The organism is Paraburkholderia flava (genome assembly GCF_004359985.1).
Lineage (GTDB): Bacteria > Pseudomonadota > Gammaproteobacteria > Burkholderiales > Burkholderiaceae > Paraburkholderia > Paraburkholderia flava.
In genome coordinates this window covers 161,944-186,695 of the sequence record NZ_SMRO01000004.1, presented here as the reverse complement: position 1 = coordinate 186,695, position 24,752 = coordinate 161,944, and the positions used below count along the sequence as shown (strand labels likewise).

The following is a 24,752-nucleotide window of genomic DNA, read 5'->3' as shown; positions in this document are numbered from 1 at the left end:
CTTCACGCGACCATCGCGAGCGCGGGAGCAGAGGCCGAAGCTGCGGACTGCGTTAGCAATGCCTCGACATGCGGCAGCATGATGCGCGCGACTTCGCGCATCACCGGCATCACGACGCTGTTGCCGAACTGCCGGTATGCCTGCGTGTCGCTGACGGGAATCCGGAACGTGTCGGGGAAGCCCATCAACCGTGCGCATTCGCGTGGCGTCAGACGACGCGGACATTTGCGCGGACCCTGATAAACGAGGATCTCCGAGCCGTCCTTGTGATAACGCGCGGACAGTGTGCGCGTGACGCTGTCCGGATACGCGAGCCCGAAACCGAAACCGTTACCCGCCGCGCGATGCTTCTCCGCGTAGTGCTGCAGATACGCCCACAGGTTCGGCGTCAGCGTGTATTTGGGCTGCACGCGGTGTTTTGCGTGATCGTGGAAGCGGTCGGCGTCCCATGGCAGAACCGGCTCGCTGCCGTCCGTCCGATGCAGGATCGACGCGAGTCGCGGCCCTTCGTCGGGCAGTTGCAGTTCGTCCCACGAGAAATTGGTTGGCCCGCGAAAACCGGCAATCAGAATCCGCTCGCGATGCTGCGGCGTGAAGTGGCAGCCGTCGATCACGCGGTAGTGCACCTCATAACCGAGTTCGTCGCGCAGCGTCTGCAGAATGACTTCGAACGTGCGGCCCTTGTCGTGCGACAGCAGGTTCTTCACGTTCTCGAGCAGGAACGCCGCGGGCCGCCGCGCGGCGATGATGCGCGCGACGTCGAAAAAGAGCGTGCCCTGGGTATTGCACTCGAAGCCGTGCGGGCGGCCGAGCGCGTTCTTCTTGCTGACGCCGGCGATAGAAAACGGCTGACACGGAAAGCCACCGAGCAGCACGTCGTGTTCGGGGATCGCATCGGCGGGAAACGACACGATGTCACCGATGAATGCGCGGTCCGCGCCGAAATTTTCGAGGTAGGTTTTCTTCGAGAACGCGTTCCACTCGCTCGTGAACACGCAGGCGCCGCCGTGCGCTTCGAAGCCCATCCGGATACCGCCGATGCCGGCGAACAGATCGATGAAGCGAAAGCGGGAAGGGGCGTGCGCCGATGTCGCAGTGCTGGTTTGCAGCAGCGTGTTCAGTGCGGGTTCGAGCATCGCGGGACAAGGCGTCTCGCCTTTTTCCCAACGCCGTACGGTCTTGATGTCCTTGCCGACGTACTCGGCGATTTGCCGCTGGGTGAAACGGGTGCGCGCCTGTCTTAGCAGTTCGAGCGGGGCGGCCTGGGTCACGGAGGGTCCTTGCTGGGAATTTTTGCGGACATTATGACCCATCGATGACCCGCCTGCGGAGCGGTTTTTTCGCAACGTCGCCTGCACGGAGCAGGCAGCCCTGACGGCCGGGGAGCAAGCGTCTCACTCCGGCCGCCAGGTGTTCGCGCTGCGGGACACAGAATCGGCGATGCGCCGAGGTGCGGTCAACGATTGTTAAATCGGCGTCAGGCGCGCGACGCCGATGCGGTTGATTGCTCGCGTGATGGATCGCGCGAGGACACGGGCCTCGCTATGCGCAGGCCGACGCCGTGATCAATGGCCGTGACCGCCGCCGCCATGACCACCGCCGCCGCGTCCACCACCGCCGTGTTGCCAGTAGCCGCCGTGACCGCCATGCCAGCCGTGATGATCGCCCCAGCCGTGGTGATAACGATCGCCACCGCCGCCTCCCGCCCAGATGTTGACCGTGCCGTAGCCGTAGGCCGGCGCATAGTCGGGGCCGTACGCCGCATACCCCGGATCGTAGTAGCCGTAACCCGGAGCCGCCACGCAGCCCGCCAGCAGGACGGCTATGCCTGTCGCCGCAATGAGCTTGAACATGATTTGCTCCTCCTTTCATCTAGGAAAGGAATTGGCATCGCTAAGTTCGAGAGGAATTGTGTCGGGAGTTTACGGGCAGGCGGCCAGTGCGGTCTGCCCAAAGAAAAACAGCCCCGCATGGGCGGGGCTGTCGTTGTTGCGCAATCGCGAAGCGCGACTCAATGGCAACGATTCACCCAATGGTGATGAACCCGCTCGCGATGGCAAACGCGATGGTGGTGATCATAGGCAAATGCCTGGGAGATGCTGCCAAAACAGGCAGCCACGGCGACCAGCGCCAGAAAAGCCTTCTTCACGATGAATCCTTTGGGTGTGAGGTTAGACAGGATACCGATGCTAGCAAAGCAGCATTACGAATGGCTGAAACGGCGGAGCGGCTTATGCGGGATAGCCCACATAAGGCCCTGAGCCTAAGGTCTGACGAAATGGTGGGCGGACTTCCGGCTAAATTGGCTACGCTTTAAGCAATAATGATTTGTCGTCTTAGGTATTAACCCTAGTTCCATTCCCTCCTAGACTGTAGTCAACGGTTGCCGATGAAACGAAACACGGCACCGCATACAAACAATCCCCGGAGGTAGGTCATCATGAAATCACTGATCAAAGCTGTTGCTCTTGCTGTCGTGCTCGTCGCACCGGTTGCGTCGTTTGCTCAATCGAACCAGCCTGTCACCCGTGCGCAAGTGCGCGCCGAACTGGTTCAGCTGGAAAAGGCCGGTTACAACCCCGCCACCGCGAACGACTTCGACTACCCGGCCAACATTCAGGCCGCCGAAGCACGCGTCGCCGCTGAAAACGGCACTGCGCAAACCAGCGGCTATGGCCCGTCGGTGAGCGGTTCGTCGCAAGCCGGTCAGCCGGCCGCAGCGGACGGTACGAAGCCGATTTTCTTCGGTCAATAAGCAGGACAGGCGGGCCTCAATCGGCCCGCGACTTCAGGAGGCTCTTGCTCCTGAAACCGCGCAGGCCCGCTTCCCGTCAGGGAGCGGGCCTGTTTTGCTGGAACACGACACCTCCGCCGCCGATGTTTCGGCGGCTTCGCCCGGGCAGATTGCCCGGGCGTTTTTCGGCGTGGCGGGCGTCCCCTCAAAGCCAATACTTTTTTGATTCGAATCGGTATTTATTACCTTATCGTTGGCAAAATATGGGGAATCATGGTGTTTTTTCCGATTTAGGTGTATTTATAAAGCATGGATACTGGTAGATGAACTGCTCAGTTCAGGTGACCCATGCCGACACTTCCGCTTTCCGATACCGCATGGCAGCAGGTTTGCCATCTTTTCCCGCACAGCGACGCGCGGCGGTTTGGGCGTGCGAGCCGTGATCCTCGCGACGTCCTGAATGCCGTGCTGTGGGTCGTGACCCAGCACGAGCGGTGGCAGCACCTGTCGGCGGACTATCCGCCTGCACAGACCTGCTACATCAAGTGGCTGCAGTGGACCCGCGCCGGCGTCATGGCCGAGGCGATGCTGTTGCTCGACCTGTATTGGGAAACGGAGCAGGCCGAACCAACCGAGCACGCAGAGCACGAACTCGAAGAACAGATGGCGTGATGCCGCGCAGTTAGCGTCGTCGCGTGACGCGTGCGAGAGATCCACAGATCAATTCCGGTAACATGGCGGGTCGCTGCGCGGCCTGCTGAAGCGGGTCGTCGGCGAATCTGACCTGAACCGACGAAGAGTACGAGTACGCCGTGAGTGATGTGATCGAATACAAGAGCTGGGTCTGTCTGATTTGCGGCTGGATCTACAACGAAGAAGAAGGGCTGCCCGACGAGGGCATCGCAGCCGGAACACGTTTCCAGGATATCCCCGAAGACTGGCGCTGTCCGCTGTGCGACGTCGGTAAGGCTGAGTTCGCGGCGGTCGAGTTCTAGATTCTCGGCAGCCGGATTGCCGTTCGTACCGATTTATCTGCGCACGGCCACGACGATCAGTTCGCGGCTTGTATCGTCGACCGGTGTTTGCGACCAGTCGCCATACCAGTGCGCGATATCGAAACCCACCTTATCGAGCGATTCGTTCAGCGCGGTCTGTGTGCGAAAGCGTAACTCGCTCGTCGAGACGAGTTCTTCACCAGTGGCGAATCGATAGTGCGTCGCGAAGCGCACGCAGTCGTCATGCGCCCCAAGCAGCGTTTGCCATATCTCAACGACCTGTCCGCTTGCATCGACGATCGTTCGACGCGAGCGCTCCGGTGTCCAGTCCCGCCACGGCGCACGCTGCGGATGCCGGCTTTCGAACGCGAGACGACCACCGGCCCGCAGCATCCGATGCGCAGCGACAAGTACACGATGCCAGCTCGCATCGTCGATGAATACCTGAGCCACGTGTCCCGTCATCACGACGAGATCGGCCTGCCCGACATCGACGTGTGCGGCATCGCCTTCGATCCACTGCACGCGTTCCCCTGCATGTCGTCCACGCGCGACGTCGAGCATCGCACGTGAAGGATCGATGCCGGTCACGTCGTGATCGCGCAACGCGAGTTCGCAGGTCAGCAACCCGGTCCCGCATCCGATATCGACAATGCGTCTGGCGTGCAACGTCGACGCGAGCGTGAGATAAAACGCGGTATCGGCAGCGAACGGATTGAGCGTGTCGTACAGCGCGACGAGACGCGGATCGGTGTAGAGCGTGTCGATGGACATGTCGCGAATGTTAGCGGCGAACCATGGCACGCGCTACGCGTGTGCCATTTTCGTGTCCAGGTACGTTTGCTATACTCTGGCCCCTGCGGCGTTGTCCCGCGCCATGATGGTCGACTTAGGAACATGGCAACTGACGGGACATCCGCTCCGGTTTTTCAGCGCCGGTATTTTTCGTCGCAGTCTGTCCTCTCCCCGTAGTTCAATGGATAGAACAAGTGCCTCCTAAGCGCTAGATACAGGTTCGATTCCTGTCGGGGGGACCAGCCAGACAACGCGTCGCGCGCTCGCCGTGACGCACGGGTGGCAAACGTCCCATCCTCATCGTCCTCCATTGAATCTGCGTGACCTCATCGGGCATCCGGGCGAGAGCGTCATGCTACGATCGACTGCATCGGGTTCGTCAACCCACGCAGCAGCGCCGAGGCGGTCCATGCCGATCAACTATCTCCGCGGATTCACCGCTCCCGAACGCACGGATGCGCTCAATCGTCGTCTGGGACGCTCACTCGCGTTCGTTGCCGGCGCCGCGAATGCCGGCGGATTTCTCGCGGTCGGTCAATACACGTCGCACATGTCGGGCATCGTGTCGTCGCTTGCCGACAATCTTGCGCTCGGTGAGACGGATCTGGTCATCGCCGGATTGAGTTCGCTGCTGTCGTTCGTGATCGGCGCCGCGGCGTCCGCGATGCTGATCAACTGGGGGCGCCGGCGGCGTCTGCGCAGCCTGTATGCGACGCCGCTCGTCATCGAGGCCTGTCTGCTGCTGTGCTTCGGTCTGCTCGGTTCGAATCTCGCGCATCATCGCGTGCTGTTCGTGCCGGCCACGGTGTGCCTGCTGTGTTTCGTGATGGGATTGCAGAACGCGATGATCACGAAGATCTCCAAAGCGGAAATTCGCACGACCCACATGACCGGACTGGTCACCGACATCGGCATCGAACTCGGCAAGCTGTTCTACTGGAATCACGGCGCGGCGCTCGAAGGTGTCGTGCGTGCCGATCGCCCCAGGCTGTTGCTGCTCGGCTCGCTGCTGCTGTCGTTCCTGTGCGGCGGCCTCGCCGGCGCGCTGGGATTCAAGCATCTCGGCTTCGTCTCGACACTCCCGCTCGCGGTGGTCCTGATGACGCTCGCCGTGGTGCCTCTCGTCGACGATATGCGCGCGCAACGCCGTTGAGCGACCGCTCTGGACCGGGCGCGACGGTGTGACGTTTTTGCCACGTGAGCACCGGGAAAGACGTCACGGGTCTGCGCATGTAACCAATTGAATCCACGCGTAAAAGTCGTAAAGGCAATGTCAACGATCGACAAATGACATCGCGTTATCGCGATTGGCTACCTACTATGTTTCGGTGAGGGTGTCGTTCGGTACCCGCGACAAAGGAGGTTGCCATGACCAGGTGGATTCGCCGGTTGATGCTTAAACATGCTCCCACGCCCGAGAAGGCTGCGGCATCGATGCTGATCGACGCACGCATGCAGTTGTTCACTGCCGAGCAGCGTGTGATCGATGCCAACATCCAGCTCGAATACTGGCGCGCACGCGTCGTGTTTCTGGAGGACGTGCAGGCGCGCGGCGTTCAGTCGTCCGCGAGTGTGCCTACCAACGTGCCTGCGATGCCGGCGAAAGCGGCTGCGGAAGCAGCGCCCGCGCGCGCAAACGGTCCACGTCTCGCGACGGGGATGTGAGTTGCACAGAGAGCGCCTGCTTCGAGCGCACCGATGTTCAATGCGTGCACATAAGTACGTGAGTGCGTTTGCGAATCTCGTCGATCGGGATTTCGCAGACGCACCGCTATGTTCGCGTGCAGTTGGATCGCTTGATCGCAGTTGTCATTGATGATCGCTGTGTTCATGCACGCCCCGGCAGTCCTCTCGCATACGCACGCAACACGTCGCGTCAGTGACCGGTAGCCCGTCGCCGTCAACACGAACCACAGCCCCCATTCACACACCGCCACTGTCACAACACCCGTCATACCCCCGGTGTATCCTGTCCGCGCGGTTTTCCGCACCACGCAACACATCAATCGATAAGCCAGTCACGACGCGCATCGGCACGTCACCCATCGTGCATGCACGCCGGGTCGCACGCGATGCGCCAGTCGCTTCCCTACAGGAGAGGTAAATGGTCAACAACAAGTGGTTGGTCAGTGCGCTGTGTGCGGGCCTGTTCGCCGTCGCGAGCGTCGCGCACGCGGAAGGCGTGTTCTTCGTCACGCCGAAGGACGGCGCCACCGTGAGCAATCCGGTGCACGTGCAGTTCGGCATCGAGGGCATGACGGTCGCGCCGGCCGGAACGATGACGGAAAACACGGGCCATCATCATCTGCTGATCGACGGTGAGCCTCTGCCGAAAGGCCAGGTCATCCCTGCCACCGATAAATCGCTGCATTTCGGCAAAGGTCAGACGGAAACCGACATCACGCTGCCGCCCGGCGATCACAAGCTGACGCTGCAGTTCGGCGACGGCGCGCACCGCTCGTATGGCCCCGAGATGAGCCAGACCATCACCGTGCACGTGAAGTAAAGCAGCAACGATTCCTCTATTCGTCGAGATTGAGCGCCGCCGTCACGGCGGCGCCATCGTCGAGTGCGCGCGCGGATGCACACTCAACACAAAGACCGCGTAAAAGCCCCTCTACCGTCCGGCTAGCAGGCATCGAATCGCGCGCCCGGTACAATAGGCAATTCCGATTCACGCAGGCCCTCCCTCCGGTTTCCCCCCATGTCGCTTTACACCATCACCGGCGCGCAACTCGCGTTCGGTCACGTCGCGTTGCTCGATCACGCGGATTTCTCGCTCGAAGCGGGTGAACGCGTCGGCCTGATCGGCCGTAACGGCGCGGGCAAGTCGTCATTGTTGAAGATCGTCGCCGATCTGACGAAGCCCGACGACGGCCTCGTCACGCGGCAACAGCATCTGTCTACGGTTTATGTGCCGCAGGAGCCGGAGTTCGATACCGACGCGTCGGTGTTCGACACAGTCGCCGCCGGTCTCACCGAAGCGCGCGCGCTACTCGACGAATACGACAACGTCGCGCACCAGCTTGCGGACGAGCCGGAAGGCGCAAAGCACGACGCGCTGATGATGCAGATGAACACGTTGCAGTCGTCGCTCGATTCGGCCGACGCGTGGAACTGGCGCAACCGCGTGGAAATCACGCTCGCGCAGATCGGTCTCGACGGCGACGCGCGCGTCGGCGCGCTGTCGGGCGGGATGCAGAAACGCGTGGCGCTGGCGCGTGCGCTGGTCGTGCAGCCCGACGTGCTGCTGCTCGACGAACCGACGAACCATCTGGATTTCGACGGCATCCGCTGGCTTGAAGATCTGCTGGTCTCGCAGCGCTCGGGACTGCTGTTCATCACCCACGATCGTGCGTTTCTCGATCGCGTCGCCACGCGCATCGTCGACCTCGATCGCGGCCGGCTGCTGTCGTATCCGGGCAATTTCTCCGCGTATCAGATCCGCAAGGCGCAGCAGCTCGAAGTGGAGCGCGTCGAAAACGACAAGTTCGACAAGCTGCTCGCGCAGGAAGAAGTGTGGATCCGCAAGGGCGTCGAGGCGCGGCGCACGCGCAGTGTCGGGCGGATCGCGCGGCTCGTGCAGATGCGCAACGACCGCGCGGATCGCCGCAACGTGCAGGGCAACGTGAGGCTCGACGTCGGCCAGGGCGAGAAGTCTGGCAAGATCGTCGCGGAGCTGACCGAGGTAACGAAGCGCTACGGCGCGCGCACGGTGGTCGACGAGTTCTCCGCGACGGTGATGCGCGGCGACAAGATCGGCTTCGTCGGCCCGAACGGTGCAGGCAAGACGACGCTGCTCAAGCTGATTCTCGGCGAACTCGCGCCGGACGAAGGCACCGTGCGCGTCGGCACGAACCTGCAGGTCGCGTACTTCGACCAGATGCGCGCACAGCTCGATCTCGACAAGAGCCTCGCCGACACGATCAGCCCCGGCAGCGAGTGGGTCGAGGTGAACGGCACGCGCAAGCACGTGATGAGCTATCTCGGCGACTTCCTGTTCGCGCCGGAACGTGCGCGTTCGCCGGTGAAGTCGCTGTCGGGCGGCGAGCGCAACCGGCTGCTGCTCGCGCGTCTGTTCGCGCGGCCCGCGAACGTGCTGGTGCTCGACGAACCCACGAACGATCTCGACATCCCGACGCTCGAACTGCTCGAAGAACTGCTCGCCGATTACGACGGCACCGTGCTGCTCGTCAGCCACGACCGCGCGTTTCTCGACAACGTGGTGACGTCGGTGATCGCGTCCGAAGGCGAAGGTCAGTGGCGCGAGTACGTCGGTGGTTTCAGCGACTGGCAGGTGCAGCGCGATCGTTCGGCGAAGATTGCGGCGGATGCAGCGAAGGAGCCCGCGAAGGATGCGGTCCGCGACGCCGCACCGAAGGACAACGCCGCCGGCCGCAACACACAGCGCGCCGCGAAGCTGTCGTTCAAGGAACAGCGCGAGCTGGAGGCGCTGCCCGCGCAGATCGCCGCGCTCGAAGCGGAGCAGAAGACCATCGGCGGGAAGCTCGAGGACGGTTCGATTTTCGCGAAGGACGCGGCGGAAGGCGCGCGACTCACTGAGCGCTACGGCGTGATCGACGAAGAACTGCTCGTCGCGCTCGAACGATGGGATGAACTGGAGAGCAGGCGCAAGTGACGGGCGCGCGGGCGGGCGGGAAGCGGTAAGCACGAACCGCCCACGTAAATTGCCGCATGCATCGAAATCAGTAAAATACCCCGCGAACCAACGGGCTGCCCGCAGAACGGGCACCCCCAGTCACCGCGTTGTTTCGTTTCGCTTTTTTTGAAAGCTCAACGCATTGTCCACGCAGATGTCCACAGGATCTGTGGACAGTAAATGGACGGAACCCAGCAAGCCATGTCTACGAAAAAGCCAAGCGCTACTTATAGCGAAGCGTCGATCAAGGTGCTGAAGGGCCTGGAGCCGGTCAAGCAACGGCCCGGCATGTACACGCGCACCGAGAATCCGCTGCACATCATTCAGGAAGTCATCGACAACGCATCGGACGAAGCGCTCGGTGGCTACGGCAAACAGATCACGGTCACGCTGCACACGGACCAGTCGGTATCGGTCGAAGACGACGGGCGCGGCATTCCGTTCGGCATGCATCCGGAAGAAGGCGTGCCGGTCGTCGAGATCGTCTACACGCGCCTCCATGCAGGCGGCAAGTTCGACAAGGCCGCGGGCGGCGCGTACACATTCTCGGGCGGTTTGCACGGCGTCGGCGTGTCGGTGACGAACGCGCTGTCCACGCGACTCGACGTGACCGTATGGCGCGACGGCAAGGTCGCTGAAATGGGCTTCTCGAACGGCGACGTCGTGCGCCAGCTCGAAGTGCGCAACCTCGGCAAGGGCGACAAGAAGTCGGGCACGCGCGTCACGGTCTGGGCGAACACCAAGTATTTCGATTCGCCGAATCTGCCGATCGGTGAACTGCAACGTCTGCTGCGCTCGAAGGCGGTGTTGCTGCCGGGTGTCGAAGTGACGCTCGTTACCGAGAAAACCGGCGAACGTCAAACCTGGAAATACGAAGACGGCTTGCGCGGCTACCTGCTCGAAGGGATGGCCGGCAGCGAACTGCTGATCCCAGTATTCGAAGGCGAACGCTACGCGGAAAGCTCGCGCTCGAACGAAGAAACCTTCGCCGAAGGCGAGGGCGCTGCATGGGTCGTCGCGTGGAGCGAGGAAGGGCCGCTCACGCGCGAGTCGTACGTGAACCTGATCCCGACGCCGGCCGGCGGCACGCATGAATCGGGCTTGCGCGATGGTCTCTACCAGGCGGTGAAGAGCTTCGTCGAATTGCATAACCTGCAGCCGAAGGGCGTGAAGCTGCTCGCTGAGGACGTGTTCGCGCGTGTGTCGTTCGTGCTGTCGGCGAAGGTGCTCGATCCGCAGTTCCAAGGTCAGATCAAGGAACGCCTGAACAGTCGCGACGCGGTGAAACTGGTGTCGTCGTTCACGCGGCCGGGGCTCGAACTGTGGCTCAACCAGCACGTCGAGCACGGCAAGAAGCTCGCCGATCTCGTGATCAAGCAGGCGCAGGCGCGCACGCGCGCCGGGCAGAAGGTCGAGAAGCGCAAGAGTTCGGGTATCGCGGTGCTGCCGGGCAAGCTGGTCGACTGCGAGACCACCGATATCGAGCGCAACGAACTGTTCCTCGTCGAGGGTGACTCGGCGGGAGGCTCCGCGAAGATGGGCCGCGACAAGGAATATCAGGCGATCCTGCCGCTGCGCGGCAAGGTGCTGAACACGTGGGAAACCGAACGCGACCGACTGTTCGCGAACAACGAAGTGCACGACATCTCGGTCGCGATCGGCGTCGATCCGCACAGCCCGGACGATACCGTCGACCTGTCGAATCTGCGCTACGGCAAGATCTGCATTTTGTCCGACGCGGACGTCGACGGCGCGCACATCCAGGTGCTGCTGCTCACACTGTTCTTCAAACACTTTCCGCTGCTGATCGAACGCGGCCACGTGCACGTCGCGCGGCCACCGCTGTTTCGCGTCGATGCGCCCGCGCGCGGCAAGAAGCCCGCGCAGAAACTTTACGCGCTCGACGAAGGCGAACTCGAGGCGATTCTCGACAAGCTGCGCAAGGACGGTGTGCGCGAATCGCAATGGACCATCAGCCGCTTCAAGGGGCTTGGCGAAATGAGCGCCGAGCAGCTGTGGGACACGACGATGAATCCCGACACGCGTCGGCTGTCACCGGTCGCGCTCGGCGATCTCGACTTCGATGCGACCGTCGCGCGGATGACGATGCTGATGGGCAAGGGCGAAGCCGCTGCGCGCCGCACGTGGCTCGAAGAAAACGGCAACGAAGTCGAAGCGGATATCTGAGCGCCTGCGCGCCACGCGGCGTTTCGATATAACGATACGCCACGGCCCGCACCCGCTCGCAGCTAATACGGACACGGAATCCAGATGGACGACAACACTCCCGATCTTTTCACCGAGCCCGCGCCGCCCGAAGGCGACTTCCTGACGCTCGGCAATTACGCGGAGCGCGCGTATCTCGACTACGCGGTGAGCGTGGTCAAGGGCCGCGCGCTGCCCGACGTGTGCGACGGCCAGAAGCCCGTGCAGCGCCGCATCCTGTTCGCGATGAACGAGATGGGCCTCGCCGATAATGCGAAGCCGGTGAAGTCCGCGCGCGTCGTCGGCGATGTGCTCGGCAAGTATCACCCGCACGGCGACCAGTCCGCGTACGACGCACTCGTGCGGCTCGCGCAGGACTTCTCGATGCGCTATCCGCTGATCGACGGCCAGGGCAACTTCGGCTCGCGCGACGGCGACGGCGCGGCGGCGATGCGCTACACCGAAGCGCGCCTCACGCCGATCGCGAAACTGCTGCTCGACGAAATCGACCAGGGCACCGTCGATTTCATGCCGAACTACGACGGCTCGTTCCAGGAGCCGAAGCTGCTGCCGGCACGGCTGCCGTTCGTGTTGCTGAACGGCGCGTCGGGGATTGCAGTCGGCCTCGCCACCGAAATCCCGTCGCACAACCTGCGCGAAGTCGCGACCGCAGCAGTCGCGATGATCCGCAATCCGTCGCTCACGCACGCCGATCTGATGCAGCTGGTGCCGGGCCCCGACTTCCCGGGCGGCGGCCAGATCATTTCGAGCGAAGCCGAGATCGCGGCCGCATACGAGACCGGTCGCGGCAGCCTGAAAGTGCGTGCGCGCTGGAAGATCGAAGAGATGGCGCGCGGCCAGTGGCAGGTCGTGTTCAACGAACTACCGCCGGGCACGTCGTCGCAAAAGGTGCTCGAAGAAATCGAAGAGCAGACCAATCCGAAGCTGAAGCTCGGCAAGAAGACGCTGACGCCGGAACAGTTGCAGACGAAGCAGACGCTGCTCGCGCTGCTCGATGCCGTGCGCGACGAGTCGGGCAAGGATGCGCCGGTGCGCATCGTGTTCGAGCCGAAGACGAGCCGCGTCGACCAGACCGAGTTCGTCAACACGCTGCTCGCGCATACGAGCCTTGAGTCGAATGCGTCGCTGAATCTCGTGATGGTCGGCGCGGACGGCCGGCCTCGGCAGAAGGGGCTGCGCGAGATTCTGCAGGAGTGGATCGGCTTCCGCTTTGTCACCGTCACGCGACGCACGCAGCATCGCCTGACGAAGGTCAATGACCGGATTCATATTCTCGAAGGGCGGATGATCGTCTTCCTGAATATCGACGAGGTGATCCGCATCATCCGCGAATCGGACGAACCGAAGGCCGCGTTGATTGCCGCATTCGGACTGTCCGACCGCCAGGCCGAGGACATTCTCGAAATCCGGCTGCGTCAGTTGGCGCGTCTCGAGAAGATCAAGATCGAGAAGGAACTGTCCGAGCTGCGCGATGAAAAGGCGAAGCTCGAGGAACTGCTCGGCAGCGAAGCGGCGATGAAGCGGCTGATCATCAAGGAAATCGACGGCGACGCGAAGCAGTACGGCGACGAGCGCCGCACGTTGATCCAGCAGGAGAAGCGCGCGACGTTCGAAACGCGCGTCGTCGACGAGCCGGTGACGGTCGTCGTCTCGCAGCGCGGCTGGGTGCGCGCATTGAAGGGGCATGGGCTCGACGCGGCGAGTTTCACGTTCAAGGCCGGCGACGGTTTGTACGCAGCGTTCCAGTGCCGCACGCCCGATACGCTGATCGCGTGGGGCAGCAAAGGACGCGTCTATTCGGTCGCGGTCGCGTTGTTGCCAGGTGGGCGCGGCGATGGCGTGCCGGTGACGTCGTTGATCGAGCTTGAGTCGGGTACGCATCTGATGCACTACTACGCGGCGTCGGCGGAGCAGCAGTTGTTGCTTGCGTCGAGTAATGGCTTTGGTTTTATCGCGAAGGTCGGCGATATGGTGAGCCGCGTGAAGGCGGGCAAGTCGTTTATGACGATCGACGCGGGCGCGACGCCGCTTGTGCCAATGCCGATGTTGCCGGATGCGACGCGGGTGGCGTGTCTGTCGGGTGGTGGACGGTTGCTGGTGTTTGGGCTCGATGAGATGAAGACGTTGTCGGGTGGCGGGCGTGGCGTGACGTTGATGGCGCTCGATGAAAATGAGTCGCTGGTGCAGGCGCTTGCCATCGGGAAGGCTGGGCTTGTGGTGGCGGGCACCGGGCGCGGTGGGAAGCTTTATGAAGAAGTTTTTGCGGGCGCTGCGTTGACGCCGCATGTCGGGAAGCGGGCGAGGAAGGGGCGGTTGCCGGATACTAAGTTGAAACAGTTGAGTTTGCGGCCAGTGGCGACTCAATAGTTTTGGTTTTTGCCTGGGCGGTGGCTTGTTGTTGTCGTTGTTGTTTTGCCCTGGCAGGCGGCTGCGATTTAGCGCCTCGCGGCGCGCGCGTTGCCCCTGTGCGGGGCGGCACCTACTTTCTTTGCCGCGGCAAAGAAAGTAGGCAAAGAAAGCCGCTCGAAACGTTACCAGGTCCTTTCCGCGTGTTGCCTCGGTGGCACTCGCCTAAGTGGGCGCCACGCTCACTCTGCATAGTGGTCCGAGACGAGACCAGCCCTCGCGCCGCTTGCCTTCGTGACAAGGCAGTCATCCGTTCCGGCGGGCTTCGCCGCCGAGGGGCATAACCCCCTTCGGTTCAATGTGATCGCCTGGCGGGGCGGCCAGTGTTGGTGGCAGCCACTCATCGACGCTCAACGCGATCGCGTTTTGTCTGCGTCCCAACTTTCCAGATGGTTTCCTGAGCAGACCGGTCCGCGCGCACACCAGTGCGCCGCGGGATGTGCGGGCCCCTTGTCACTTCGCGTCGCTATGCGGGGGACGATCTCGTCTCGGACCACTAGACAGAGTGAGCGTGGTGCCCACTTAGGCGAGTGCCACCGAGTCAGCACACGGAAAAGAGAAGCTTCGTCTCAGCGGCTTTCTTTTGCCTACTTTTCTTTGCCGCGGCAAAGAAAAGTAGGTGCCGCCCCGCACAGGGGCAACGCCTGCGCCGCGAGGCGCAAATAAGCACCGCACGAGCGAAAAGATAGAAGAGCGCACGCAGGCAAAAAGAAATACCCTACACAAAATGAACCGATTAAACACAAACCGGTCGAAAGCGCTCAATAGCAGCAAGCAAGTAAAGCACGACAAAGCACTCGCGTGCCACCGCACCCACCCCAAAAACCAGGAAGGAAAAAACAAATGTCTATAGCGACCGAAGTCGCACTCTTTCTGCATCTGCTCGGCGTGGCCGTATGGATCGGCGGCATGGTTTTCGCGCATTTCTGCCTGCGTCCCGCACTCGCCGATCTCTCACCGCAATTGCGGCTGCCGCTCTGGGAGTCGGTGTTCGGACGATTCTTCAACTGGGTCGGTGTATCGGTGCTCGTCATCCTGCTGTCAGGCGGCTTCCTGCTGATGCAGTTCGGCGGCAGTCACGCACTCTGGCAACTGCACGCGATGGCCGGCCTCGGCATCGTGATGATGCTGATGTTCGGACACATCCGCTTCGCCGTATTTCCGCGCATCCGCCGCGCCGTGCAGGCGCAGAACTGGCCCGATGGCGCACGCGCAGTCGGCACCGTGCGACGCCTCGTCATCGTGAATCTCGTGCTCGGTGTCGTCACGATCGGCGTTGCGGTGCTGTCGCGCGGCTTCTGAGTTTTTCAGTCCGGCGAGGCGTGTCGGCTGGCCTGCCTGCCGCGCAAGAGCATCACCTCGCCACTCCACGCATGTTCCTGTTTCACTCGGGCGCGGTAGCCTGATTCCGCACTTTCCTGCTTCTCGCGGCGCGCCACGCGGTCGTCCTACCAACCCTACTGCCTCACACTCCCCAACCGCTCCGCCAGCGAATACCGCTGCATGCACCGCTCCATGCTGTCGAGAAACGCATGATCGGCGGCGCTCATCTTGCGGTCGCGATGCCACAGCAGATGCACGTCCACATCCGCGAGTCCGTCGTCGGGCGGCAGGCGCCATAGTCGCTGCTGCGCGACGTCGTCGCGCACGATGTGCTCAGGCAGGCACCCGACGCCATAGCCCGCGAAGATCAATCGACGCACCTCGTCGAGACTCGCCGACGACGCGACGATCCTCCCCGTAAAACCCTTCTGATCGCGAAACACGGTCAGCGGCGACAGGCTGTCGCCGATCTGGTCGCTCGTGAACGATACGAAGTTTTCCGCGAGCAGGTCCTGCATCGTCAGTTGCGACTGGCCGAACAATCGATGATGCCGTCCGCAGAAAATCGCATAACGCTGTCGCAGGAAGCAACGCATCTCCAGCTTGTCGACGGGCATGCGGCACAGGCTGAGTCCTGCAGTCGCGGTTTTCTGCAGCAGCGACGAGATGATGTCCGACGAACGCATCACCTCGATCTGCAGATCGATCCGCGGATACGCGCGATGAAACTCCGCGAGGAATTCGTCGTACACCGGCGAATCGATCCGGCTGATGCTCAGCAGCCGGATCGAACCGGTGATGTCGTCGACGCGATCGTCGAGTTCGGTCTCGAGCCGCGAGATGTTGCCGTAGATGTCGCTCGCGATCCGGTACACCTCTTCGCCCGCCTGGGTCGGCGTGAAGGTCGGGCCGCGTCGCTCGATCAGCTTGCGGCCGAGCGTGTCTTCCAGCCGCTTCAGCGCCTGGCTCACGGCCGGCTGCGTCACATAGAGCCGCGCGGCCGCTCGACTCACGCTGCGCTCCTGAATGATCACGAGGTAGGTGCGCAGCAGGTTCCAGTCGAGTCGGTCGTTCAGGAAGCGGGCGATGTCGGCGCGCATGGTGTCTCTCCGAATGCAGCGGTGCGGCTGCGGTGTGGCTTGAGGTATTAGCCATATTTATGCGGCGAATAATAACTGGAAATTTGACTAATGTTTTCTGGCTGGCGATAAACGGTTCATGCGGCAGCCGTCGATCCTCGACTGGACAAGGCCGCTGACGACAACACAACTATTTGCATGGCCGCAGCAGACGCCCAGCGTGAGACCAGAGCAGCGCAGCGCTAACTTCGGTCGACACCCGAAGCCAACCGCGATCGACAAGGAGCCCAACCCCATGAACCAACCCGCCATCCCCACCCGTCAGCCGGTGCGCGCCGCCATCGCGGCGTTCATCGGCACGATGATCGAGTGGTACGACTTCTACATCTACGCGACCGCCGCCGCGCTCGTGTTCGGCGAGCTGTACTTTCCGTCGCACGATCCGTTCGTCAGCACGATGGCTTCGTTCGCGACGTTCGCGGTCGGCTTCTTCGCGCGGCCACTCGGCGGGCTGATCTTCGGGCATCTCGGCGATCGCATCGGTCGCAAGAAAGCGCTGATGACCACGCTGATGATGATGGGCATCGCGACGGTCTGCGTCGGGCTGCTGCCGTCGTATTCGAACGTCGGCATGCTGGCGCCGGTGCTGCTCGTGCTGCTGCGCGTGGTGCAGGGCATCGCGGTCGGCGGCGAGTGGGGCGGTGCGGTGCTGATGGCCGGCGAACATGCGCCGCAGGGACGTCGCACGTTCTTCGCGTCGTTTGCGCAGTTGGGTAGTCCTGCGGGATTGATCCTGTCGCTCGTCGCGTTCCGCGCGGTGACGTCGCTCGACAAAGCCGACTTCCTCGCGTGGGGCTGGCGTCTGCCGTTTCTCGCGAGCGCGGTGCTGCTCGTCGTCGGCATCCTGATCCGGCTCGGCGTCAACGAGTCGCCGGAATTCCAGCGCGTGAAGGAGTCGAGCAAGACGCTCAAGCTGCCGGTCGCCGAAGTGTTCCGCAACGCGTGGGGACTGGTGCTGCTGTGCATCGGCGCGAACACGATCGGCATCGCGGGCGTCTACTTCACCAACACGTTCATGATCGCGTACACGACGCAGTACGTCGGCATCGCGCGGTCGCTGATTCTCGACTGTCTGTTCGCGGTCGCGATCATCCAGTTCTGCGTGCAGCCGCTCGCTGCATGGATCGCCGAGCGCATCGGCAGCGCGCGTTTCCTGAAGCTCGCGGCGCTCGCCGCGATGCTGTCGCCGTATCCGATGTTCGTGCTCGTGCAGCGCGGCAGCGTCGTGCCGATGGTGATCGGCATCGCGATCGCGGTGATCTGTATGTCGAGCTTCTATTCGGTGATCGCGGGCTTTGTCAGCGGTGTGTTCGACACGCGCGTGCGCTACTCGGCGATCTCGCTGTCCTACCAGGTGTGCGGTGCGATCGCCGGCGGTTTGACGCCGCTCGTCGGTACGTGGCTCGCGCATCGCTATATCGGTCAATGGTGGCCGCTCGCTGTGTTTTATACGTGCCTCGCGGGCATCTCGCTGTTGTGCATCGTCGCGCTCGACGCGCGCCGCGCGAGTCAGCCGGACACCGCGGATTCACGCGATGCGCTCGGCGCGAACTGAACGCGCATCGAGCGCACATTGAACACACCGATCAACGGAGAAGGAACATGAAGGACCTGTTGCACGTCGATGGCCCGAGGCTCTGGGCGAGTCTGATGGAGATGGCGACGATCGGCGCGACGCCGCGCGGCGGTGTGCGTCGTCTCGCGCTCACCGATGAAGACAGGCTCGGCCGCGAGCGTTTCGCGCAGTGGTGTCGCGACGCGGGCATGCAGGTGAGCGTCGACGAAGTCGGCAACCTGTTCGCGACGCGCGCGGGCACCGATCCGCATGCGGCGCCGGTGCTGATCGGCAGCCATCTCGACACGCAACCCGAAGGCGGGCGCTTCGACGGCGTCTACGGCGTGCTGGCCGCGCTTGAAGTCGTGCGTACCCTGAACGACGCGGGCCTCGCCACCGACAAGCCGATCGAGATCGTATCGTGGACCAACGAGGAGGGCGCGCGCTTCACACCCGCGATGCTCGGCTCGGCGGTATTCACCGGCGCGATGTCCGTGCAGACCGCGCTCGATACACGCGATGCACAAGGCGTCACGCTCGCCGATGCGTTGCGCTCGGTCGGCATCGAGCCAGGTGCTACACCTGCGCTTCGCAAAGCACAGCATCAACCCGTCGATGCCTACTTCGAAGCGCACATCGAACAAGGCCCCGTGCTCGAAGCGAACGGCACGACGATCGGCATCGTGACGGGCGGCCAGTCGATCCGCTGGCTCGACGTCGAGGTGACCGGCACGGCTGCGCATGCGGGCACGACGCCGATGCCGTATCGACGCGACGCGTTGTTCGCCTGCGCACAGATGGCATCGGAACTGGAGCAGATCGTCGCGGGCTATGCGCCGCGCGGTCTCGTGACGATCGGTCAGGTCGAGATTCCGAACGCGTCGCGCAACACGATCGCGGGGCGGCTCGCGTTCACGGTCGATCTGCGTCATCCCGACGACGCGCAGGTCGATGCGATGGAACGCGATCTGCGCGACGCGTTCGCGAAGATCGCGCAGACGCGCGGCGTGCAGGTCGATATCTCGACGCACTGGGTGAGTCCCGCGACGCCGTTCGACGAACAGTGCGTCGGCTTCGTCGCCGACGCGGCGGCCGCGCTCGGCTATTCGAACGAACGCATCGTCAGCGGTGCGGGGCACGATGCGATCCATCTCGCGCGCTATTGTCCGACGGCGATGGTGTTTATCCCATGCGTCGACGGTCTGTCGCACAATGAAGCCGAAGACGCGTTGCCCGACGACGTCACGCGCGGCGCCGACGTGCTGCTGAATGCGGTGCTCGCACGCGCGGGCGTTGTGCAGACCGTCGAGGCCTGACGTCCTTTCCGCTCGCCGCGCGAGTCACATCTGAACCGACCCGACCCGAAGAACTCGAATCGCCATGCAGACCTTCTTCCATCCCGACCAGTTGCTCCATCATCCACGGACCTATCTGTCGCGCGGACAGATGCGCACGCCGCAGGAAGTGCCCGAGCGCGCGGAGCGCCTCGTCACGGCCGCGCATGCGCTCGGCTTCGACGTGCGCGAACCCGCCGACGCGGGCACCGCACCGATCGCGGCCGTCCACGACATGAACTACCTGCGTTTTCTTGAGGAAGCGCATCACGACTGGAAAAAAATGCCCGCCGACTGGGGCGACGAAGTGATGTCGAACGTGTTCGTGCGCGATCGCAATCCGCTGCGCGGTGTGCTCGGCCAGGCCGCGCGCTATCTCGCCGACGGTAGCTGCCCGGTCGGCGAACAGACGTGGCGTTCCGCGTACTGGTCCGCGCAATCGGCGCTTGCTGCGGCAAACGCGGTGAAGGAAGGCGCGCACGAAGCGTGGGCGCTGTGCCGGCCGCCAGGCCATCATGCGCGCGCCGACGCGGCGGGCGGATTCTGCTATCTGAACAACGCGGCGATCGCCGCGCAGTCGCTGCGCGAGCGTCATGCGCGCGTCGCGATCCTCGACACCGACATGCATCACGGGCAGGGCGTCCAGGAAATTTTCTACGGTCGCGACGACGTGCTATACGTGTCGATTCATGGCGACCCGACGAACTTCTATCCGGTCGTCGCGGGCTTCGAGGACGAGCGCGGCGAAGGCAGAGGCGACGGCTTCAACGTGAATCTGCCGATGCCGCACGGCTCGTCGGAAGAAGCGTTCTTCGAACGGCTCGGCGATGCGCTACGCGTGCTCAAGCGTTTCCAGCCCGATGCGCTGGTGCTCGCGCTTGGCTTCGATATCTACAAGGACGATCCGCAGTCACAGGTTGCTGTGACGACCGAAGGCTTCGGCCGGCTGGGTGAGGCGATCGGTGCGCTCGGTCTGCCGTCGGTGATCGTGCAGGAGGGCGGGTATCACCTGCAGAGTCTCGAGGCGAATGCGCGCGCGTTCTTCGATGGGTTCGGGCAGAGCCGGGCGTAGTGCCGCTTACGCGAGCTTGACCGACAGCATCGTACTGGTCTTGATCGGCAGGCACGTCGACAGGAAGCCGTTCGCGGGATCGCGGACGAATTCGATGTAATCGGGCTCGCCGTTGTCGTTCATCATGAAGCCGCCGGGGCGCAGTTGCGGCGCGACGATTTCGGCGACCTCGCGCGCGAGCGACGGTCCCGACGCGAGCGGCCAGCCGTCGATCAGTACGAAATCGACCGGGCCGCCGAGATTCTTGAGCGTCGCGCGGCCGTCGCCTTCGCGAATCTCCGCGTAGTCCGCGAGGCCAGCTTCGGCGAGATGCCGTCTTGCCGTCGCGACCTTCTGCGGCACCAGCTCGGAGCCGATCACGGTGCCGCCGCCGTTGTCGCGAACCGCCGCCGCGAAATAGAGCGTCGAGAAACCCACCGACGTCGCGAACTCCACCACGCGAGTTGCGCGCAACGCGCGGCACAGCAGATAGATCAGATCGCCTTGCGCAGGCGTGATCGAAAAACCGTAGTCGACGTAATCGGCGGGATCGCAATCCGGATTCGCACGCGGACCGCCGTCGGCCGGATAGCGCTGCGACGCGCAGATGCGTTCGATCACCGCATTGACTCGCGCGTCCTGAAGCGGACTCGGGCCGGCAATGGCTCGCTCTTCGCGGAGAAATTTCTGGATTGCTTCGGTGTCCATGACGGGGCCTTCTGCTGGGAGGGGAAAGGGCGTGACGTGCGGGAGCCGCGACCGTTGCACGATCGCATGCGACTCCCGAAGCAGAAGACGTTTCAGGCGACGGAAATATTGTGGGTGTGAAGCAGAAAGCGGCGGGCTCTACAAATGCCCAAACACCAACCAGACCCCACACGCCACCGCCACCGTGCCATACACAAAATACACCGGCACTTTAGCGCGCAGAAAGCACACTGCAGAGAACACCGCAGTCAGCAGATAAACCGGTTCGAACGGCACGTGCCCCGCAATACGCAGTACCGCGACCGCCAGAAACGCGGTCGTCACCGCACGCAGCATCCGCATCCCGTGCTCGAAGCGTTCGTGCGCCTTCAGTTGATACAGATGACGCTGCGCAAGCACGACGAGGCAACCCGACGGTACGAACAGCGCGAGCGTCGCGACGAGCGCGCCGATCCATCCATCGATCAGATATCCGAAGAACGGCACGACATTCAGCAACGGTCCCGGCGACAGCGGCGACAGCGAGAACGCGAGCGTGAAGTCGTTATCCGACACGCCGATCGACGGCGTGACGAGCAGCGTCTTCAGCACCGGTAGCGCGGAGAAGCCGCCGCCGAACAGCGTCATGCCGGCGCCGGCGAGTCGCGGCCACAGCAGCGCGAGGTCGTAGCGATGCGGCAGCGGCAATGCGAACAGCGCGAGCAGCAGCGCAAGCCCGGCGAGAATCTGCCAGTCGCCGCGCTCGACCTTCACGACGATCGGCTGCCGGCGCACCGGGCTCGCGATCCAGCCCACCGCGAATGCACCGACGAGAATCACGATGTACACCGCCGGGCTGCGTGCCAGCATGAGCCCGACGCAGCCGAGTATCGCGCCGGCCCATTCGAGTTTGCCGCGCACCAGCGTGCGTGTCTGCTTGTACCAGGTGACGGCGATCAGCGTCGCGAGCACGACGCTGAAGTGATTGAGCAGCGTCTGCGATGCGGCCGCGCGCACGAGCGGCGTGCGGTAGAAGATCGCGAACAGTGTCATCAGCGTGAAGAACGGCAGCACGCTCGCGATGCCGGCGATCCACGCGCCCGCGCGGCCGCGCAACGCATGGCCGAGTTGCACGGCGACATTGCAGCCGACCGGCCCCGGCACCATCCACGCAAGCGCGATCAGGTCGGAGAACGCGACGCGCGATAAGCGCCCCTCGCGTTCGACGTAGTGATGTTCGAGCTGCGCCATCAGCGCGAGTCCGCCCCACGACAGCGCGGACAAACCGAAGACAACACGAAACAGCGTCCATAGCGGCTCGCGTTCGCCGCGCCGGGTCGCATCCTTGAGAGTGGTGGTCGTCTGCATCGTGCGCGCGCGGTAGTGGCTGTGCTCCGCGCGTCTCTCCGTGTTCAGGCCGGATGGCTGGTGTGGTTAGTGAGCGTGTGCCGCATGGCCCAGCGCGGCATGCTTACGCAGACAGTCCGCTCGCATTCGACGTGGCGCTCGCGCTGTCGGTGTCCGGCTCGTTCGCGTCGCGTTTCCCCGGCATCCCGCATACACCGAAGCGATCGAGCAGCGCCGGAATCGCTTCGACCGGCACCGGGCGCGAAAACAGGAACCCCTGCGCTTCGATATGGCCGAGCGCCGCGAGCCATGCGATCTGCTCTTCGGTCTCCGTCCCTTCGACGACCACCGTCAACCCGAGCGAGCGCGCGAGATTGACGATCGCGGTGACCATCACGCAGACGCTGCGGTCGCCGGGAATCGCCTGGACGAACGAACGATCCACCTTGAGCGTATCGACCGAAAAGCGGTTCAGGTACGACAGCGACGAATAGCCGGTGCCGAAGTCGTCGAGCGCGATCCGCACGCCGAGCCGTTTCAGCGCGAAGATTTTCTCCGACACAAGTTCGGGGTACTCCATCATCGCGGTCTCGGTGATCTCGAGTTCGAGACGGCGCGCGGAAATGCCGGTTTCCTCGATCGAATGCGAGATCGTTTCGAACAGGTCGCCGCGCCAGAACTGCACCGCCGAAATGTTCACCGCGAGCGACAGCGTGTCGTAGCCCTGTTGTTGCCACTGCGCGAGCTGGCGGCACGCGGTCTGGATCACGAAGTCGCCGATCGGCACGATCAGGCCGGTCGATTCGGCGACCGGAATGAATTCGCTGGCCGGAATCAGGCCGTGCTGCGGATGGTTCCAGCGCACCAGCGCTTCGAAGCCGGTGATGCAGCGGCGCGTCAGATCGATCTTCGGCTGGTACGCGAGGAACAGCTGGCCGTCCGCGAGCGCGACGCGCAATTGCTGTTCCCATTTCATCAGATGGTCCGCGCGATGCGACAGCTGCGGCGAATAGAACTGGTAGCAGTTCTTGCCGGCGTCCTTCGCGCTGTACATCGCGAGGTCGGCTTTCTTCAGCAGATCGATTTCGCTCTCGTTGACCACCGAGTACAGCGCGATGCCGATGCTCGCGTGCAGCACGAACGAACTGCCGCGCACTTCGAACGGCCGCGAGAAGACTTCGGACGCGGCTTCGGCGAGATCGACCGCGCGCTTCTCGACGTTGTCGCCCTTCACGACGACGACGAATTCATCGCCGCCGATCCGCGACAGCGCGCCCGCTTCGCCGACCGCATCGGCGAGACGCGCGGAGGTCATCTGCAGCACGATGTCGCCGGCGTTGTGGCCGAGCGTGTCGTTGACCGCCTTGAAGTTGTCGAGGTCGATGAACAGGATCGCGAGCCGGCCGAGATTCGCCGGCTGGCTCACGTCGATCCGCAGGCTCTGCAGCGTCGCGTAGCGGTTGCGCAGACCGGTCAGCAGATCGTATTCGACGAGATGCGTCATCTCGCGCTCGCGGCCGAGCAGTTTGCCGATCAGGCCGGTCGCGACCGCGAAGAAGCTGAGCATCGCGAGCGAGATGAAGCCCGCCATCATCAGGTAGACGTTGCGCGTGTGGTTGTAGTCGGCGAACTCTTCGGCCTGCGACAGACCGACCATCACGCCGAGCGGATAACCGTCGATGTGGCGGTACGACACGATGCGCGTCACGCCGTCGATCGAATCGACGTAGGTGCCCGACACGTGTTCTGAAGTGGGGTAGGTGCCGCTCGCGGTGAAGGTGCCGTTCGCGCGCTCGGCGCTGCCGGTGCGGCGCGCGAGCACGGTGCCGTTGTCGGAGATCACCGCGATCACGCCATCGCGGCCGATCGCCGCGTTGTTGTAGAAGTCGCTCGTGAAGTAGCTCGGATCTTCCGACACCACGACGACGCCCGCGAACGAACCGTCCGGATGATTCAGGCGACGCGTCATCTGCAGCGTCCAGTGACCCGACACGCGGCCGAGCACCGGCTTGCTGATGTACAGCTGGTCGTCGTTCTCGTGCTCGTGAACCTTGAAGTGCTCGCGGTCCGACAGATCGATGTGCTTCGGATTCAGTTCGGCGGTGTTCGCGATCAGCTGCCCGTGCTCATCGATCAGCGATACCTGCACGAGCGTCTCGCTCTGCACGACGCCTTTCTCGACCGTGCTCGCGAGATCGAAATGTCCCGGCGATTTCTCGAACTCGTACTTCACGAAGCGCGTGATCTGGTCGACCTGGTGGATCGCTTTCACGGTGTGCTGTTCGAGCGCCGAAGAGAGGATCGCGGCGGAGGCCATCGCTTCGCGATAGGTCGCGTCCTTCTCGACCGACAGGCGCGCGAAGATCACCGCCCACAGCAGGATCAGCACGAGCACGCCCAGCGCCGGAATGGCGAGCAGCGCACGGCGGCGCGAAACGGCAGGGTCGGCGCGATAGCGTGCGTCGCGAGCGGAAATGGACCGGAAAGGATTCATCGGACG

21 protein-coding genes and 1 tRNA gene are annotated in these 24,752 nt (G+C 63.4%); 15 read left to right on the top strand and 7 right to left on the bottom strand.

Annotated elements, in window-relative coordinates; genetic code table 11:
- Positions 1-2 precede the first annotated feature (2 nt).
- On the bottom strand, positions 3-1,271 hold the full coding sequence (dcm, locus tag E1748_RS28865; RefSeq protein WP_133650722.1) for a DNA (cytosine-5-)-methyltransferase: 1,269 nt from the start codon (positions 1,269-1,271) through the stop codon (positions 3-5).
- A 294-nt stretch (positions 1,272-1,565) separates the two neighbouring features.
- Complete coding sequence (locus tag E1748_RS28860) at positions 1,566-1,853, bottom strand: hypothetical protein (protein ID WP_133650721.1); 288 nt, start codon at positions 1,851-1,853, stop codon at positions 1,566-1,568.
- Between the two features lie 161 nt (positions 1,854-2,014).
- On the opposite strand from E1748_RS28860, the gene E1748_RS31605 reads away from it, so the two are divergent.
- From E1748_RS31605 to E1748_RS28845, 4 genes are all read left to right on the top strand, one after another.
- Positions 2,015-2,317 (top strand): hypothetical protein, encoded by a 303-nt coding sequence (locus E1748_RS31605; RefSeq protein ID WP_166653651.1) that lies wholly within the window; start codon positions 2,015-2,017, stop codon positions 2,315-2,317.
- Positions 2,318-2,440: 123 nt separating this feature from the next.
- Complete coding sequence (locus E1748_RS28855) at positions 2,441-2,755, top strand: DUF4148 domain-containing protein (protein ID WP_133650720.1); 315 nt, start codon at positions 2,441-2,443, stop codon at positions 2,753-2,755.
- Between the two features lie 327 nt (positions 2,756-3,082).
- Positions 3,083-3,406: a transposase gene (locus E1748_RS28850; RefSeq protein WP_240766847.1), complete on the top strand. Its 324-nt coding sequence runs from the start codon at positions 3,083-3,085 to the stop codon at positions 3,404-3,406.
- 140 nt (positions 3,407-3,546) lie between these two features.
- A complete protein-coding gene (locus E1748_RS28845; protein ID WP_133650719.1) occupies positions 3,547-3,729 on the top strand; it encodes a rubredoxin in 183 nt (60 codons plus the stop codon).
- A gap of 33 nt (positions 3,730-3,762) precedes the next feature.
- Here the strand turns inward: E1748_RS28845 and E1748_RS28840 are convergent, their stop codons facing one another.
- Positions 3,763-4,503 carry a class I SAM-dependent methyltransferase gene (locus E1748_RS28840; protein ID WP_133650718.1) on the bottom strand — a complete coding sequence of 247 codons (741 nt, stop codon included), beginning with the start codon at positions 4,501-4,503 and terminating at the stop codon, positions 3,763-3,765.
- 188 nt (positions 4,504-4,691) lie between these two features.
- Here E1748_RS28840 and E1748_RS28835 point away from each other — a divergent pair.
- From E1748_RS28835 to E1748_RS28800, 8 genes are all read left to right on the top strand, one after another.
- Positions 4,692-4,766: transfer RNA gene (locus tag E1748_RS28835), tRNA-Arg, on the top strand.
- 167 nt (positions 4,767-4,933) lie between these two features.
- Positions 4,934-5,677: a YoaK family protein gene (locus E1748_RS28830; RefSeq protein ID WP_133650717.1), complete on the top strand. Its 744-nt coding sequence runs from the start codon at positions 4,934-4,936 to the stop codon at positions 5,675-5,677.
- A 215-nt stretch (positions 5,678-5,892) separates the two neighbouring features.
- Positions 5,893-6,189: a hypothetical protein gene (locus E1748_RS28825; RefSeq protein WP_133650716.1), complete on the top strand. Its 297-nt coding sequence runs from the start codon at positions 5,893-5,895 to the stop codon at positions 6,187-6,189.
- Positions 6,190-6,628: 439 nt separating this feature from the next.
- A complete protein-coding gene (locus E1748_RS28820; RefSeq protein ID WP_133650715.1) occupies positions 6,629-7,030 on the top strand; it encodes a DUF4399 domain-containing protein in 402 nt (133 codons plus the stop codon).
- Positions 7,031-7,228: 198 nt separating this feature from the next.
- A complete protein-coding gene (locus E1748_RS28815; protein ID WP_133650714.1) occupies positions 7,229-9,163 on the top strand; it encodes an ATP-binding cassette domain-containing protein in 1,935 nt (644 codons plus the stop codon).
- Between the two features lie 222 nt (positions 9,164-9,385).
- Positions 9,386-11,371: a DNA topoisomerase IV subunit B gene (locus E1748_RS28810; RefSeq protein ID WP_133650713.1), complete on the top strand. Its 1,986-nt coding sequence runs from the start codon at positions 9,386-9,388 to the stop codon at positions 11,369-11,371.
- Positions 11,372-11,455: 84 nt separating this feature from the next.
- Positions 11,456-13,777 carry a DNA topoisomerase IV subunit A gene (gene parC, locus E1748_RS28805; protein WP_133650712.1) on the top strand — a complete coding sequence of 774 codons (2,322 nt, stop codon included), beginning with the start codon at positions 11,456-11,458 and terminating at the stop codon, positions 13,775-13,777.
- An 882-nt stretch (positions 13,778-14,659) separates the two neighbouring features.
- On the top strand, positions 14,660-15,118 hold the full coding sequence (locus tag E1748_RS28800; protein WP_133650711.1) for a CopD family protein: 459 nt from the start codon (positions 14,660-14,662) through the stop codon (positions 15,116-15,118).
- A 155-nt stretch (positions 15,119-15,273) separates the two neighbouring features.
- Here the strand turns inward: E1748_RS28800 and E1748_RS28795 are convergent, their stop codons facing one another.
- Entirely contained in the window at positions 15,274-16,239 is a 966-nt protein-coding gene (locus E1748_RS28795; RefSeq protein WP_133650710.1) for a LysR family transcriptional regulator, read from the bottom strand.
- 274 nt (positions 16,240-16,513) lie between these two features.
- Here E1748_RS28795 and E1748_RS28790 point away from each other — a divergent pair, with 274 nt between their 5' ends.
- From E1748_RS28790 to E1748_RS28780, 3 genes are all read left to right on the top strand, one after another.
- Positions 16,514-17,833: an MFS transporter gene (locus E1748_RS28790; protein WP_133650709.1), complete on the top strand. Its 1,320-nt coding sequence runs from the start codon at positions 16,514-16,516 to the stop codon at positions 17,831-17,833.
- A 47-nt stretch (positions 17,834-17,880) separates the two neighbouring features.
- Positions 17,881-19,149 (top strand): Zn-dependent hydrolase, encoded by a 1,269-nt coding sequence (locus E1748_RS28785; protein WP_133650708.1) that lies wholly within the window; start codon positions 17,881-17,883, stop codon positions 19,147-19,149.
- Positions 19,150-19,213: 64 nt separating this feature from the next.
- Positions 19,214-20,239: a histone deacetylase family protein gene (locus E1748_RS28780; RefSeq protein ID WP_133650707.1), complete on the top strand. Its 1,026-nt coding sequence runs from the start codon at positions 19,214-19,216 to the stop codon at positions 20,237-20,239.
- A 6-nt stretch (positions 20,240-20,245) separates the two neighbouring features.
- On the opposite strand, the gene E1748_RS28775 is transcribed toward E1748_RS28780, so the two are convergent.
- The 3 genes from E1748_RS28775 to E1748_RS28765 all read right to left on the bottom strand — a co-directional run bounded on the left by E1748_RS28775 (position 20,246) and on the right by E1748_RS28765 (position 24,746).
- Positions 20,246-20,926 (bottom strand): O-methyltransferase, encoded by a 681-nt coding sequence (locus tag E1748_RS28775; RefSeq protein ID WP_133650706.1) that lies wholly within the window; start codon positions 20,924-20,926, stop codon positions 20,246-20,248.
- Between the two features lie 138 nt (positions 20,927-21,064).
- Positions 21,065-22,273, bottom strand: a complete 1,209-nt coding sequence (locus E1748_RS28770; RefSeq protein WP_133650705.1) for a chromate transporter — start codon at positions 22,271-22,273, stop codon at positions 21,065-21,067.
- Positions 22,274-22,376: 103 nt separating this feature from the next.
- On the bottom strand, positions 22,377-24,746 hold the full coding sequence (locus E1748_RS28765; RefSeq protein ID WP_133650704.1) for a bifunctional diguanylate cyclase/phosphodiesterase: 2,370 nt from the start codon (positions 24,744-24,746) through the stop codon (positions 22,377-22,379).
- Positions 24,747-24,752 lie beyond the last annotated feature (6 nt).